This is a genomic window from Nocardioides sp. AE5 (assembly GCF_031844485.1).
Taxonomy (GTDB): Bacteria; Actinomycetota; Actinomycetes; order Propionibacteriales; family Nocardioidaceae; genus Nocardioides.
Genome location: NZ_JAUZVI010000003.1, coordinates 211,671 through 226,208, shown reverse-complemented (window position 1 = coordinate 226,208; position 14,538 = coordinate 211,671). Strand labels below are relative to the sequence as shown.

13 protein-coding genes are annotated in these 14,538 nt (G+C 69.2%); 7 read left to right on the top strand and 6 right to left on the bottom strand.

Annotation, left to right across the window (positions count from 1 at the left end):
• Positions 1-47: 47 nt before the first annotated feature.
• The gene (locus Q9R27_RS06860; RefSeq protein WP_311251604.1) at positions 48-1,799 is read left to right on the top strand and encodes a PEP-utilizing enzyme; all 1,752 of its coding nucleotides are present in this window, start codon (positions 48-50) and stop codon (positions 1,797-1,799) included.
• A 114-nt stretch (positions 1,800-1,913) separates the two neighbouring features.
• Positions 1,914-3,212, top strand: a complete 1,299-nt coding sequence (locus Q9R27_RS06855; RefSeq protein ID WP_311251603.1) for a hypothetical protein — start codon at positions 1,914-1,916, stop codon at positions 3,210-3,212.
• Positions 3,213-3,237: 25 nt separating this feature from the next.
• On the opposite strand, the gene Q9R27_RS06850 is transcribed toward Q9R27_RS06855, so the two are convergent.
• Positions 3,238-3,849 (bottom strand): hypothetical protein, encoded by a 612-nt coding sequence (locus Q9R27_RS06850; RefSeq protein WP_311251602.1) that lies wholly within the window; start codon positions 3,847-3,849, stop codon positions 3,238-3,240.
• Positions 3,850-4,038: 189 nt separating this feature from the next.
• Between Q9R27_RS06850 and Q9R27_RS06845 the strand changes: the two genes are divergently transcribed.
• The 5 genes from Q9R27_RS06845 to Q9R27_RS06825 are packed head-to-tail and all read left to right on the top strand — an operon-like array spanning position 4,039 to position 10,041.
• Positions 4,039-5,238: a cytochrome P450 gene (locus Q9R27_RS06845; RefSeq protein WP_311251601.1), complete on the top strand. Its 1,200-nt coding sequence runs from the start codon at positions 4,039-4,041 to the stop codon at positions 5,236-5,238.
• Positions 5,235-6,662 carry an aldehyde dehydrogenase family protein gene (locus Q9R27_RS06840; RefSeq protein ID WP_311251600.1) on the top strand — a complete coding sequence of 476 codons (1,428 nt, stop codon included), beginning with the start codon at positions 5,235-5,237 and terminating at the stop codon, positions 6,660-6,662. The genes Q9R27_RS06845 and Q9R27_RS06840 overlap by 4 nt, the downstream gene beginning before the upstream one ends.
• Before the next feature lie 8 nt (positions 6,663-6,670).
• The gene (locus tag Q9R27_RS06835) at positions 6,671-7,492 is read left to right on the top strand and encodes an SDR family oxidoreductase (protein WP_311251599.1); all 822 of its coding nucleotides are present in this window, start codon (positions 6,671-6,673) and stop codon (positions 7,490-7,492) included.
• Complete coding sequence (locus Q9R27_RS06830) at positions 7,489-8,958, top strand: pyruvate, phosphate dikinase (protein WP_311251598.1); 1,470 nt, start codon at positions 7,489-7,491, stop codon at positions 8,956-8,958. The genes Q9R27_RS06835 and Q9R27_RS06830 overlap by 4 nt, the downstream gene beginning before the upstream one ends.
• Positions 8,959-8,976: 18 nt before the next feature.
• Complete coding sequence (locus Q9R27_RS06825; RefSeq protein ID WP_311251597.1) at positions 8,977-10,041, top strand: ferredoxin--NADP reductase; 1,065 nt, start codon at positions 8,977-8,979, stop codon at positions 10,039-10,041.
• Positions 10,042-10,069: 28 nt separating this feature from the next.
• Here Q9R27_RS06825 and Q9R27_RS06820 read toward each other — a convergent pair whose 3' ends face one another.
• The 5 genes from Q9R27_RS06820 to Q9R27_RS06800 all read right to left on the bottom strand — a co-directional run bounded on the left by Q9R27_RS06820 (position 10,070) and on the right by Q9R27_RS06800 (position 14,498).
• The gene (locus Q9R27_RS06820; RefSeq protein ID WP_311251596.1) at positions 10,070-10,765 is read right to left on the bottom strand and encodes a TetR/AcrR family transcriptional regulator; all 696 of its coding nucleotides are present in this window, start codon (positions 10,763-10,765) and stop codon (positions 10,070-10,072) included.
• A gap of 127 nt (positions 10,766-10,892) precedes the next feature.
• Entirely contained in the window at positions 10,893-11,990 is a 1,098-nt protein-coding gene (locus Q9R27_RS06815) for a phosphotransferase (RefSeq protein WP_311251595.1), read from the bottom strand.
• A gap of 23 nt (positions 11,991-12,013) precedes the next feature.
• A complete protein-coding gene (locus Q9R27_RS06810; RefSeq protein ID WP_311251594.1) occupies positions 12,014-12,382 on the bottom strand; it encodes a nuclear transport factor 2 family protein in 369 nt (122 codons plus the stop codon).
• The gene (locus Q9R27_RS06805; protein WP_311251593.1) at positions 12,382-13,434 is read right to left on the bottom strand and encodes a TIGR03857 family LLM class F420-dependent oxidoreductase; all 1,053 of its coding nucleotides are present in this window, start codon (positions 13,432-13,434) and stop codon (positions 12,382-12,384) included. The genes Q9R27_RS06810 and Q9R27_RS06805 overlap by 1 nt, the downstream gene beginning before the upstream one ends.
• Positions 13,431-14,498 carry a phosphotransferase gene (locus tag Q9R27_RS06800; RefSeq protein ID WP_311251592.1) on the bottom strand — a complete coding sequence of 356 codons (1,068 nt, stop codon included), beginning with the start codon at positions 14,496-14,498 and terminating at the stop codon, positions 13,431-13,433. Before Q9R27_RS06800 ends, Q9R27_RS06805 begins: the two co-directional genes overlap by 4 nt.
• Between the last annotated feature and the right edge of the window lie 40 nt (positions 14,499-14,538).

Below are 14,538 nucleotides of genomic sequence, written 5' to 3'. Positions count from 1 at the left end.
TGAACAAGACGTCACTCAAACTAGTCGCTGGCACCCAAGGAGTCCCCATGTCGAAGTGGCCCATCAACGATGAAGTCTCGAAGGTCTTCCCGCTCTATTCGCGGGCGAACGTCGGCGAGATCTTCCCGGACCCGATCAGCCCCCTGAATGCCTCCGCCGGGTTCCAGCACAACCTGGAGCCAGGGTGGCGCGACGCGTTCGTGGCCTGTGGCGTGTGGGATGACGACCTCTACGACAAGTCGGGCGTGCCGATCACGGTGCTGCCCGCCTTCGGCAGCTACCTCTACATCAACATGTCGCTGATGCGCCTCTTCGGCGTCCGCGTGCCCGGGATGACCGCGGAGGCGGTCGACCTGCAGTACTTCGGCGACATGCCCGGCATCCCGTCGTACGAGTCGGAGAAGCGCGACTTCGACGAGGACCCGTCCTACGAGGAGAAGGCCGGCGCCTGGCTGATGGAGGAGGTGCTCGGGGCCACCGGGCTCCCCGCCTATGACCAGGACCGCCTGGAGGTCGAGGAGATCCGTCGCAACCGCCCAGACATGTCCACGCTCTCCGACCAGGAGTTGCGCGAGCGGATCACCTCGTTCGACTACATCCTGCGTCCGCTCTTCAAGCGGCACATCGAGGCCTCCCTCAAGTGCGGCGTCGGACTCGGCGGCGTCGCCCAGTTCGCCGAGGCGATCGGCAAGCCCGAGCTCTCCCTGGTCCTGGTCGGCGGCCTCGGTGACGTCGACTCCGCAATCCCGTCGAACCGGATGTGGCAGCTGAGCCGGGCCGCCCAGGCGCCGGCCGTAGCCGCCCTCTTCGACGAGGGCATCGCCGGCCTGCGGGACCGGCTGCGCAACTCCACCGACGAGACCGTCGCCGCCTTCAGCAAGGAGTTCGAGGAGTTCCTGGCCGACTGGGACTTCCGTGGCCCCGCCGAGTGGGAGATCCGCGCGAAGACCTGGAGCCTGGTGCCGGAGATCCCGCTGGGGACCATCGACCGGATGCGCCACGTGGACGACGACCAGGCCCCCGAGGTGAAGAACGCCGCCCGTGCCGCCGAGCGCGAGGCCGCCGCAGCCGGGATCCGTGAGGCGATCGCCGCCGACCCGGAGGCAAGCGGCCAGTTCGAGGCCGTGATGAACGGGGCACTGATGTGGATGCGCGGTCGCGAACGCGGCCGGGCCACCGCCGCAATGGTGATCCACGAGATCCGCCTGCCCGCCCTCGAGCTCGGGCGTCGTGGCGTCGAGGCTGGCCACCTGAAGTCGGCCGACCAGATCTTCATGCTCTTCGCCGAGGAACTCGACGACTACCTGGCCGACCCGGGCAAGTTCACCGACCTGCTGGCGGAGCGCGAGGCGAGCTACCTGGACCTGTTCACCTATGTGCCGCCGTTCGTGGTGGCGGGCGAGGTCCCCGAGCTCTCCACCTGGGAGCGCGTCGACACCAGCGCCCAGCCGGCACTGCCGGTCGGCGGGGAACTGGTAGGCGTCTCCGGGTGCAACGGCGTCGCCCGCGGGCGTGCCCGGGTGCTGCTCTCCCCCGACGACCCGTCGGCACTGGAGCCCGGCGAGATCCTGGTCGCCCCGATCACCGACCCGTCCTGGACGCCGCTCTTCGTCCCGGCCGCCGCCGTCGTGGTGAACGTGGGAGCACCCTTCTCCCACGCCGCGATCGTCAGCCGCGAACTCGGCATCCCCTGCGTGGTCTCGGCAAGCAACGCCACCAAGCAGATCCGCACCGGCTCGTTGATCGAGGTCGACGGCACCACCGGCAAGATCACCGTGCTGGAGGACGCACCGGCCTGATCAGCGCCATCCCCTGACCCGGGGCCGTCCACGGAGCATGACTTCGCGGGCGGCCCCGGTTCCATTCTCGACATTCCGGGTGCAACGCCCCGGATACAGCCCTACGCTCTCCCGGTGCACACTACAGCAGACCTGACCATGGCGCGGGCGCAGGCCTGGGGTCCACGGGTCCCGACGCTGGTCCTCACCCTCGGCCCGGCCGTGCTCCTCGTACTCGCCGCCGTGGCCACCTGGAACCAACCGGCGGAGTACTACAGCGACGTCACTGTCGCCACTTCGTGGGGCGAGTTCCTCTTCGGCGTACCCATCGGCGTTGCCCTGGGAACTGTGCTGCTCAGTTGGTGGGCACCTCGACTGGGTTCGCGACTGCTCGCCGCGGCCTTCGTCGCGATCGCCCTGGAGGACGGCCCGGCCGGAGTGGCGGACGACTTCGTCCTCGGCGACTGGGTGCTGGCCGCGCTCTGCGCCGCGTGGGTGCTCCTGGTGGCCTTCGACTCATGGTGCCTGATCCGACAGCGCGCGGCCTCGGAGTGGCTTCCGGCGCCCCGCACCGGAAGCAGTCCCTGGTACGCCGAGCCCCACCGGGCCGCCCGTTTCGCACTGGCCGCCGGGCTGGCGGCTGCCATCTCCTTCGGTCTCGCCCGGTACGTCGATTGGCAGCAGGAGGCGCGCGAGTACGCGACCCGGGCGATGCCGATCCAGGCGACAGTCACCGCGGTGGACCACTTCGTCGACTCCGTCCGCGTCGATGTCGCCGGCAAGGAGGTCGAGCTCTTCGTCAATGACTCCAGCCGGCACCCGGTCGGTTCCACCTACACCGTCTACACCGATCCGTTGGGGCGCATGGGTCCCTACGGTGTGGAGGACGTGGACCCCGACGGATGGGCCGACATGGGGATCCCGATCGGCTTCGGAGTGCTCGGCATCTACGTGCTGTTGGTGGAGATTCCCCGTCGCCGACGTGGCGTGGAGCACCTAGCCACCCATGGTGGCCCGGGCGTCCGGGCGCTGGTCACCTGGCACCGCTACGAGAATGGCCTGGAGGTGTTCGCCCGCGACGACCCGGCAGGCCGGTCGCCCCTGTTCCTGCTCGGCGGCCTGGTCGAGTTGTACGAGGGTTCCCTGCCACGCACCCAGGACTGGGGCGAGGACCCCGACGACGACGCGGACTGGGCCGACGACGACGTGGACTGGGCTGACGACGACCTTGAGCCTCGACGTCCTCTCTACGAGGCGCGCGTGGTCGGCCTGGGCGGCGACGGGTGCCTGACGGTGATCCACATCGATGGCGCTGAGGAGGGCATCGCGCTCGGCTCGACACGGCCCTCACGGGATCCCTGGACCTTGCGCACACGCCTGGTCAGGCACTGGGATCGGCTGACCGGCCGCGCTCGCGATCTCGACGTACGCTGAGCCGGCCGTCGGGACCACGAGGAGGTCACCCCTCGTCGGCGGCACTCCGCTCGCGCTGCAGCGAGAGCACCACGTCGTTGTGCAGTTCCATCCAGATGTCGTGGTAACTGTCGTACATCGGGCGGGCGAAGGACCCCTGGTCCCCCTCCTGGAGCCGGGCCAGCGCTGCGGCCAGGCGCGGCGCGTAGCGACCCATCCGGGCCAGGTCCTGGCCGACCTTGTCGAGCAGCGGGGTGAACTCGCCATGGAAGGCAGCAAGTTCGGCGATCACGGCATCGTCGTACGCCGTGTCGCTGTGGTCGTTCGGCTGGTCGTCACGCATCTGCCACCGCGTGCAGAGTTGCTTGAATGCCGTGTTGTGCGGCAGGAATGCTTCGTCGAACGCGACCAGTGCGTCGCGCGCGGCCGCGGTCTCGGCGTCCTCGCCCAGGAGGCGCGCGGCCTCATCCTTGCCGGCAGGGGTGAGCATGTAGCCGGCCATCGCGCCGGTGCGGGCAATCACGAGGCCCTGCTCGACCAGCGGAGCGGTGACGGACTCGAGTTCGGACCCCGGTACGCCGGAGAGCCCACTGAGCACCTCCGGACGCGCCAGACCCTTCACGCGGAGCGCGTGCAGGACGTCGAAGGTGGTGGTCATGGCTCCTCCTGGTCAGTTTCGCCCGCCGCGCGGAATCTTCCGGGACGAGGACTTGGATTGTGACTGCTATGTCACTATTATGTGGATCACATTATCCTCAATGCAAGCCGGATTCAATGTCTTCCACCGATTGTTCCGATGTGCTTTAGTGGTTCAAGCGTCACAAAATTGTGGACTCAGGAGAGTGCAATGCCCACCGCGACCGAGATCGACCTGATGGACCTCGACTCCTTCGAGGCCGGCACTGACCACGAACTCTTCCATGTCCTGCGCGAAGAGGACCCACTGCACTGGAACGAGGAACCGGACGGCGGCCAGGGCTTCTGGTCAGTCACCCGCTATGACGACGTGGTCGCGGTGGCCAACAACCACGCCGCCTTCACCGTGGCAGAGGGCACCCAGATCCCGAGCCGCCGCGCCGAGGGCGATGGCGCGCCGAGTATCCATCACGTCGACCCGCCGCACCACGGTCCGCTTCGCCGTGTGGTCACCCCGCACGTGCGGCCGGTCAAGATCAAGGCACTCGAGGCCGACATCCTCACCGTGATCGACCGCCTGCTCGACAAGCACGTCGACCAGGGCCGCTTCAACTTCGTCCACGAGATCTCCGCCCAACTCCCGGTGGTGATGATCAGCCGCCTGTTGGGCGCCCCACTGGAGGACGTGGACCAGATCATCTCCTGGACCAACCGGATGTCCCCCGACGACCCGGACCACTCGGCCGGCCCCGAGGACATGGTCAAGGCGCGTGACGAGATCTTCGACTACTTCCGTGGCATCGAGGCCCAGCGCCGCCAGGAACCCAAGGAAGACGTGATCTCCGCGCTCACCGCCGGCCGTCTCGACGGCGAACCGCTCAGCCGCGGCCACCTGGATGCCTATTACCTGATTATGATGGTTGCTGGCAACGAGACCACCCGCAACCTGCTCTCCGGCGGCACCTGGGCACTGCACCAGAACCAGCAGTGGTGGGATGCCCTGCGCGCCCAGCCGGCGCGGTCGCGTCTGGTGGTCGAGGAGATGATCCGCTACGTCTCGCCGATCATCTGCATGCGCCGCAACGCCACCCGCGACATCGAGATACACGGCAAGACCATCCGCGAAGGCGACAAGGTGGTCATGTGGTTCACCTCGGCCAACCGGGACGGGCGCAAGTTCGACCGGCCCGACGAGTTCATCGGCGACCGCCATCCCAACGACCACGTCGGCTTCGGCTATGGCGAGCACACCTGCCTGGGCACCAACCTGGCGCGGCTCGAGGCCCAACTCTTCTTCTCCCGCGTCGCCGAGCGCAACCTGGAGCTGACTGCCGTGGGTGAGCCGGCTCGGCTGCGCAGCAACTTCTTCCGCGGCATCAAGCGCCTCGACGTCGAGTTGGTGCAGCGATGACCCGCCCCGCAGCGCACTCGATGGTCGGTGGCGAGTCCTTCGTCGCTGCCGGCGCCGAGATCCCCGTGATCAACCCGTTCACCGAGCAGCCGATGGGCAGGGCCACCGAAGCCGGCGCCGAGATCGTCGATCGGGCGGTCCGCGACGCGCACCGTGCGTACGCCGCATGGCGGGGCATCGCGGTCGAGGAACGCGCCGCGCTGCTCGAGCGGGTCGCAGACCTGCTGGCCCGTGACGAGGAGGAGATGGCGGCCCTGGTCACCAGTGAGATGGGGATGCCGATCACCCTGTCCCGGGTCACCCAGGCCCAACTCCCGGCCAGCGTGCTCCGGGCTACGGCACAGGTCGCCCGCGACGACTTCGGGTGGCGCGAGGAGGTCGACGGCGCCACACTGATCCGCTCCGGCGCGGGCGTGGTCGGTGCGATCACGCCGTGGAACATGCCGGTCCACCAGATCATCGCCAAGGTCGCCGCTGCCGTGGTAGCAGGCTCGACCGTGGTGCTCAAGGCCTCCGAGCAGACGCCGTACGACGCCACCCGGGTCGCGGAGCTCTTCCTGGAGGCCGGCGCACCGGAGGGCCTGCTCAACGTGGTCACCGGCACGGGACCGGTCACCGGCGCCGCCCTGGCGGCCCATCCCCTGCTGACAAGGCTCTCCTTCACCGGCAGCGTGCGGGCCGGCCGGGAAGTCGCCGCACTCGCAGCCCGTGAGCTGACCCGGACCGCCCTGGAGCTCGGCGGCAAGTCACCGGCCCTGCTCCTGGACGACGTCGACCTCGCCCGTGCCGTGCCGGCGGCGCTGACCAATGGCCTGGTCAACTCCGGCCAGGCGTGCAACGCGCCGACCCGGATGCTGGTCCCCGCAAACCGCCTCGACGAGGTACTCGACCTGGTCCGGGAAGCGGCGAATCGTTTCGTCCTCGGCGACCCCACCGACGAGGACACCAACCAGGGCCCCCTGGTCACCGCCCGCCAGCAGGCATCCGTGCTCGCCCGGATCGAACGCGCCCAGGCGCAGGGCGGTCGCCTGGTGATCGGCACCGGACGGCCGTCGGAACGGACCTCGACCGGCTTCTTCGTCGACCCGACGGTGATCGTCGGGCTGGAGGAGGACGCCGAAGCAGTGCGCGAGGAAATCTTCGGGCCCGTCGTGGTGCTGCAGCCGTACGCCGACGAGGCCGAGGCGATCCGGATCGCCAACGACAGTGACTACGGGCTCTCGGCAGAGGTCTGGTCCGGCGACGACGAAAGGGCGCTGGCCGTGGCGGAGATGCTCTCCGTCGGCCAGGTCAAGATCAACGGCGTACGCACCCGCAACCGGCCGCTGGTGCCGTTCGGCGGGATGCGGAACTCGGGCTATGGACGAGAACTCGGTCCGCTCGGGATCGAAGAGTTCACCGACGTGACGGCGGTGATGGCGTGAGGAACAGCGTGAGCACGAGGAACCGCAACCATGCCCCCATCGTGGTGACCGGGGCCGCGTCCGGCATCGGGGCAGCCCTCGCCACGATCCTGCGCGAGCAGGGGCGTGAGGTGATCGGGCTGGACCGTGTCGCGGGCGACGGGATCCTTTCCTGCGACCTGGCCGATCCCGACTCGATCGCCGCCGCGGTCGAGCAGTTGCCGGCCGAACTGGGCGGGTTGGCCAACGTGGCCGGCGTACCCGGGACCGCCCCAGCCGCCACGGTGCTGCAGGTCAACGTCCTCGGCCCCCGCCTGCTGAGCCAGGCGGTGGAGTCGCGCCTGGTCGCGGACAGCGCAATCGTCAGCGTCGCCTCGGTCGCCGCGCACAACAACACCCAACCCGAGGAGGCGCTCGAGGAACTCCACCGCGCCGCCACCCACGCCGACATCGCGGCCTGGCTGGCCAGCCACCCGATCGACGGCACCGCCGCCTACGACACGTCCAAGCGCGTCGTCGTGGACTGGACGGTGCGCACGGCAGCAGCGTTGATCGGGACCGGCGTACGTGCGCTCAGCGTGAGCCCGGGACCAGTGCAGACCCCGATCCTCGACGACTTCGCCGCCACCATGGGCCAGGACCGGATGGCCCGGTCGGTGGCCACCGTCGGGCGCCACGGTCGCCCCGAGGAGATCGCGGCCGTGGTCGCCTTCTGCCTCTCCCCCGATGCCTCGTGGCTCAACGGCATCGACATCCTCGTCGAGGGCGGCCTGATGGCCGCCCGCACGGCGGCCCAGGTCCGGGACCGCCTCGAATCCCAGCAAGCCCCCACCGGAGGTGCCTCGTCATGACCAGCAGCCAGTCCACCGTCGTCCTGCTCGACGGGTCCCATGACGGCGACCGCGAACTCCTCGGCGGCAAGGCCTACAGCGTGAACCGGATGCGGAGTCTGGGCCTCCCCGTGCCACCGGCCTTCGCCCTGCCGACCACCGTCTGCGGCACCTACCACGGCAACGACCGCGCACTGCCCGAGGCGGTCTGGGACGAGGTCGTCGCGGCCGTCCGGGCGCTCGAGGCCGACACCGGTCGCACCTTCGGCACCGGTCCGTCACCGCTCCTGGTCTCGGTCCGCTCCGGCGCGGCGCAGTCCATGCCCGGGATGATGGACACGGTGCTCAACCTCGGCCTTACCCCCGAACTCGTCGACGTGCTCGGTGCCGAGTCCGGCGACACGGACTGGGCTCAGGACACCTGGCAGCGCTTCCAGCGCTCGTACGCCGAGATCGTGCTCGGCGGCGAGGGTGCCACCCCCGCCGACCCGTGGGAACAACTGCGGGCCGCTATCGGTGCCGTCTTCGACTCGTGGACCAACGAACGGGTGCGCACCTACCGCGAGCGGCACGGGCTCGGCGAGGGCGGCGGCACCGCGGTCACCGTCCAGGCGATGGTCTTCGGCAACCGTGACGAGGCTTCGGGGACCGGCGTGATGTTCAGCCGCAACCCCAGCTCGGGCGTGCCCGAGTTGTACGGCGAGTGGCTGGCGCATGCCCAGGGCGAGGACGTGGTCTCGGGCGAGAAGACCCCCACCCAGCTCGCTGAACTGGCCACCAGCGACCCGGGGTTGCACGCCGAACTGGCCCGCGTCGCTGGCGTCCTGGAGGCGGAGTACCGCGACCTGGTCGACATCGAGTTCACCGTGGAGAGCGGACGGCTCTTCATGCTCCAGTCGCGTGCCGGGAAGCGCTCGCCGCAGGCCGCGGTGCGGATCGCGGTCGACCTGGTGGAGGCCGGGACGATCACGCCCGCCGAGGCACTGGGCCGGATCACCGCCGACCACGTCGAGTCCCTGGCCGGGTCGACCCAGGTCGACGCCGGGGACCACGAGGTCCTGGCCACCGGCCTGGGTGCCTGCCCCGGAGTCGCCACCGGTCACGTCGCCCGCGACCTCGAGGAGGTCCTGACCCTGGTCGACGAGGGGAAGCCGGTGATCCTGGTCCGCACCTTCACCGCACCCGACGACGTACCGGCGATGTTCCAGGCCGCAGGCGTGCTGACCGAGGTCGGCGGCGCCACATCGCACGCTGCGCTGGTCTGCCGCGAGATCGGCCTGCCGTGCGTGGTCGGTGCCGGTCCCGGACTCGTCGAGGCGCTGGCGGGACAGGTGATCACCATCGACGGCACCAGCGGCAAGGTCCACGCCGAGGGCTCGGTCAACACCTCCTCGGTCGCGGCCGACCCGCATGTGCAGAAGCTGATCGAGTACGCCGGCACCGACGCCGGGCACCCGATCCACCGCCTCGCCACCATCGACGCCTGACGGAGTGAAGGGATGACCATGGCTTCCTTGCCACAGACGGATTCGCTCGCCCCCGACGTCGACCTGCTGGGCCATGTGCTCACCGTGGACCGGGTGGTCGCCGAGACCGACGATGCGGTGACCATCTGGTTCCACGTGCCGGACCACCTCGCCGAGGAGTATGCGTTCCGGGCCGGACAGTTCCTCACCCTCGCCGTGCCGAGTGAACGGACCGGCTGGGTGGCGCGCTGCTATTCGATCTCCAGCTCACCGACCCAGCCCGACATCGCGGTCACCGTGAAGCGGACCCGCGACGGCTATGCGTCCAACTGGCTGTGCGACAACGTCGCGGCTGGCTCCCGGTTGCGGGTGCTGCCGCCCAGCGGCCTCTTCTGCCCGCGCTTGCCGGAGGCGGACCTGCTGCTGTGCGCCGCGGGCAGTGGGGTGACCCCGGCGATGTCGATCCTGCGCACGGTCCTGGCCTCGGTGACCGGTCGGATCGCCTTCTTCTATGCCAACCGTGACGCCGACTCGATCATCTTCCGTGACGAGCTCGAGGCATTGGCTGCCGAGCATGGCGAGCGCCTGGTCGTGGAGCACTGGCTGGAGTCCGAACGCGGCATCCCCACCGCCGACGACTTCGCGGCGTGGGCCTCGCCGTACTCCGAGCGCGAGATCTTCACCTGTGGTCCGGCACCGTTCATGGAGATGGTCCGCGTCGGCGCGGAAACCGCAGGCTTCGACACGTTCCGGATCCAGACCGAGGAATATCGCTCGCTGACCGGCGATCCGTTCCAGCCGATCGCGGAGATCAGTGCGGAGAACCTCTCCGACGCCGCCCTGGCCGAGGTGAACATCGACGGCGAGGTCCACTCCCTGGCCTGGCCAGCCACGCACACGCTGGTCGACGTGATGGTGCTCAACGGGATCGACACCCCCTATGCCTGTCGCGAGGGCAAGTGCGGTGCCTGCACCTGCCACCTCGGCGAGGGCACCGTCGACCTGGGCCGCACCGATGCGCTGGAGGCCGAGGACATCGCCGACGGCTACATCCTTGCCTGCCAGGCGAAGCCGTCGTCGAAGTCGATCAAGGTCGAGTTCTGACGCCTGCCCGCCTCGACGGGTACGCCGCTCAGCCGGCGTCGGCGCGCGGGATCAGGCGATACCACGCCTCACCCAGGGCCTTGCCGAGCTCGTCGATCCGCTCCAGGCGCGGGGTGGTCGAGGGCAGGCCCACGTGCACGTAGGCGAGTTGCTCGGTGAGGCAGCCGAGCGTCTCGGCGAGCAAGTCGAGGTCGACGTCCTCGATGGTGCCCGCCTCGCGCAGCCGCACCAGCCACCGCTTGGTCCGGCCGACGAAGTCACCGCGCAGGCGCAGCCACAGGGACTGGAATCCGTCGTTGGGGCTGGCTGCTGCCGCCTCGCGGAGCAGCCGCAGGATGTGGCGGTGGCGGGCATAGGTGTGCAGATAGGTCGTGTTGGTCTCGATCAGGCTGGCCAGGTCGGTGGAGTGGCCCGAACGCCTGGTCGAGGCGTTGGCGAGCTCCTCGAGCCCGGTCCGGATCACGGCCAGGAACGCCTCGTCGAGGGAGGCGAAGTGGCGGTAGAAGTTGCCCTGGGCGGTGCCGGCGCGGTGCACCACGTCGGAGATGCGGGTGCGGGTGTAGCCGTATTCGGTGAAGCACTCGGTCGCCGCCTGGATGAGTCGCTCCCGGGTCTGCTGGCCGCGCTTGTTGGGCCGCTTGGCCGGGCTCTCCCCCGCCAGGCCGGCATCGCTGTAGAGCTCGGTGATGAACGAACTGCTGACTTCCGATTCACTCGTGGTCATCCGCTTGCGCCCTCTCGTCTCTACTGCTGCCCCGCCATGACACCACATGCGGCCCGTGCGTGGGGGCGCGACGTACCGATGCTTGCGAAATGCCGTTCACAAGCGTGGTACGCCGCGCCCCGATCGCCTAGCCGGCGATGGCTGCCCGGGCCGCAGCGATGGATCCCCAGTCGGTGACTGCGGCGCAGTTGCGCCGGATCAGGGCGAGGATCAACCTGTTCACGACCTCGTTGTCGGGCAGCACCGCGATCGCGGCTGTGGTGATGATCAGTCCGCTCAACACCTGGACCCGGAAGTCGGCACGTGCGTCCGCCAGGTCGTACGGCGTCTCGCTGATCGCGTTGTAGCGATCGACGTAGCGCTGCAGCAGGTCGTCCTCGTGCGTACGCCGGTCCTCGATGTCGATGCTGCCGGAGAGGAAGTAGCCCACGTCGTACATCGGGTTCCGGACACCGGTCACCTGCCAGTCGATCAGCACCGCCCGCGGCTTCGCGTCGACTTCCTCGAAGAGGACGTTGTCCACCCGGGGGTCGCCATGGGTGAGCGTCTGCAGGCGGGGCGCGAGGTGGTGCCAGTCTCGGACCAGCGCCGCTCCGTCCCGGATCGCAGCGAAGTCGTCTGGAGACAGGTCCTCGGCGAAGCGTTCCTCGATGATCGCGGCGCCGGCCTGCATCTTCTCGGTCCAGTAGTCGGCGACCTCGGGAAGCTTGATCGTCCAGTCGGGCGCCGTCTCGGGATCCATCGGGAAGGTGGCATGCAGGCCGGCCAGTTCGGCCAGCACGGCGTGGGCGGCTTCCACGCTGCACCCGGCGACCTGGTCACCCGGGGTGGCAGAGGTCAGGTCCTCCACCACCAGGTTGATGTTCGTCTCGTCCCCGGCGACGTGGACCAGACGCGGCAGTCGGCAATTCGGGGTCTGCACGGTCCGGTAGGCGCCGATCTCGCGGTGGTAGGCGCCGCTGCCCAGCCCGTGGGCGTGGACGTCCGGGTCGCTGGGCCGGAACTTCACCACCACGGAGTCCGGTGCCCCCTCGGGGCGTTCGGCATAGGTCAGTTCGACCGCAACGGTGTCGCTGACATTGCCTGCCCCGACTGGGTGGGCGGAGAACCCCTCGATCCGTGCCCCGGGGAAGTTCCCGGCGAGGGCGGCTTCCAGCCAGGGGCCGTCGATCTGGTCGATGTAGTCGAGCAGGGGTACGTCGCGGGTGGTCGTCGGTGTGCTCATCTCGGTGTCCTCATCTCTGCGGGTCAGTGCCAGGGCTGCGATGCATAGGGGGCGTTCCAGACGTCGGTGATCCGGCCCTCGACGACGCGGAACACCTCGATCCCGGACAGCAGTCGCTCGGCGGTGCGACCGCGTGCGGTCCACACCAGGACGGCGTACTCGTCGTCGCCGGCGAGCACCTCGGAGGTGAAGTGCGGCTGCCATTGCGGCAGGTCGGCGTTGATCCGGGCGATCTGGTCCTCATGGGTCAGAGAGGACTGCTTGCCCGGGTCGTGGCGGACGACCGGATCAGCGCAGATCTCCCGGACCAGGTCGACCTGGCCCTGGTGGTAGATCTCCTCGAGGTAGCGCTCGACGACCTCGACCGGTGTCGCGCTGGCGTCGGTGGCCATCAGTTCGCTCCCTGGGCGGCGGCGTACTCGGCGACGACGCTGGTCAGCTCGCTCGGCGTGGCACCGTGCATGATCACGCCGTCGCAGCCCAGGTCGAGCTGGCCGCGCACGGACGCGGCGCACTCGGCCGGCGTACCGGTGGCCGCGCAGTCGAGCCACTCCGCGGGCAGTACGTCGCGGAGTCGTTCGAGCTGCTCGGGGGTGGCGGTGGCGTCCGCCCAGCCGGGCAGTTCGTTGACCACGTCGGACTCGCGGAACTTCTGCAGCAGCGCGGGGTCCCACTGGTTGGTGGAGACCAGCAGGTCGCCGTAGACCTGCAGATAGGTGGAGAGCCGCCCGACGGTCTTCTTCACGAAGACGTCCTCGGGGAGTTCGTCTGTGACGGTGGCATAGCAGGACCAGATCTTCACCGCCGCCGGATCGCGACCTGCCTCCTCGGCGCTGCGCCGCACGGTGTCGACCACACGGCGTACCGTCTCGTCGCTGAAGAAGGTGTGCAGCACGACCAGGTCGAACGCGCGCCCGGCCAGTTTCAGCGTCTGCGGCCCGAACGCGGTGGTGGCGAGCCGGATCTCCTCGTCGAAGGTCGGATCCAGCGCCAGCTTGGGGAACGTCCCGAGCGGTCCGTCGTATCCGGCGACCACCTCACCGCGCCACAGCCGCCGCATCAGTCCGGCGAACTCCTCCATCTCCGCAGTGGTGGTCTGGGAGAGGCCCAGCCCGGCGATCTGGGGTCGCAGGCCACGCCCGATGCCGAAGACGAAACGGCCACCGGTCAGCCGGTGCATGGTGGTGGCGAACGCCGCGGAGATCGCCGGGTGGCGGGTGTTGATGTTGGTCGCCGCGGTGGTGATGTCGATGCTGCTGGTCACTGCGCCGGCCGCGCCGGAGAGCGAACAGGCTTCCTTGACGTTGAGGCGCTCGGAGATGAAGGCGTTGCCGAGCCCCATCTCCTCGGCCAGGCGCAACTCGTCGAGCATGTCGCGCGGGGATTCGACGTGGCCGCCCAGGGTGTAGAACCCGAGCTCAGGAAACTTCGGCGTGGTGGTCATCGCGTGATTCCGATCTGCTCGAGGGCGCCCTGGTCCTGGGCGTGGGTAACCGCGTTGGTGACCATGGAGTGGAAGAGCGCATCACCGCGCTCGGTCCGCACCACGAGCATCGCCGCGGCGACACCGATGATGAAGTTGTGCAGGGTGCCCGCGGCGTACCCGCGCTTCACCTCGTCGCGGTCGGTCTTCACGCCGAGCCGTTCCAGTTCGGCGAAGTAGACGTCGAAGAGGTGGTCCTCGTGCTCGCGGCGGGTCTCGACCGGCAGTGCTCCGCCCACGCAGTACGCCGCGTCCACGGCGCCCGGGGCCAGCAGCACGGTCTGCCAGTCCACCACCGCCATCGAGGCCGCGTCGCCGTCGACGCCGAAGAGGATGTTGTCGGGGCGGAAGTCACCGTGCTGGATGGTCGCCGGCAGGGTGCGCATCAGTTCGTAGTACTTGGCGATGCCGCCGACGAAGCGGTCCCCGAAGGCGACCTGGTCCTCGGTGAGCTTGGCCTGGTAGCGGTCGCGGAATCCTTCCCACCACTGCGGCATCATCTCCTCGAACCGGACCCAGTAACTGCCGGAGATGTCGAGCCACTCCGAGCCGTCGAACTCGTCCGTGCCCCAGAACGGCGCATGGAACCCGGCCGCCTGGCGCAGGGCGCCCTCGACGTCGGCGAGCGTGGATCCGTCGAGCTGGTTGCCTGCGGTGGCCGGCGAGAGGTCCTCGAGCAGCAGCACGAACTCGGTGCCGTTGGAGTCGATCTCGGCGTAGTAGCACTGCGGCACCCGTGCGCTCAGGCGCGGGGCGACCTGTTCGTAGAAGCGGACCTCGCGCAGGTAGTTGAGCTCGGTGCGCCCGGCTGCGCGGCTGTCCTGGTTGTCGGAGGAGACCTTGGCGACCAGCGAGGTGAACGGCGCCTCGCCGTCGACCTCCAGCTCGACCCGGACCGACTCGGCCACCTGGCCGGTGCCGATCGGGTTGACCCTCGCGCCGGTGATCCTGGTCGTCGCGGGCAGGGTGCCGTTGGCATGGAGGACCCTCTCGATCCACTCTGCGTTGACGTCTGATGCGTGCATGGTGTGCCTCATTCCTGGTGGGGTTGGTGGCGTTGCGCCC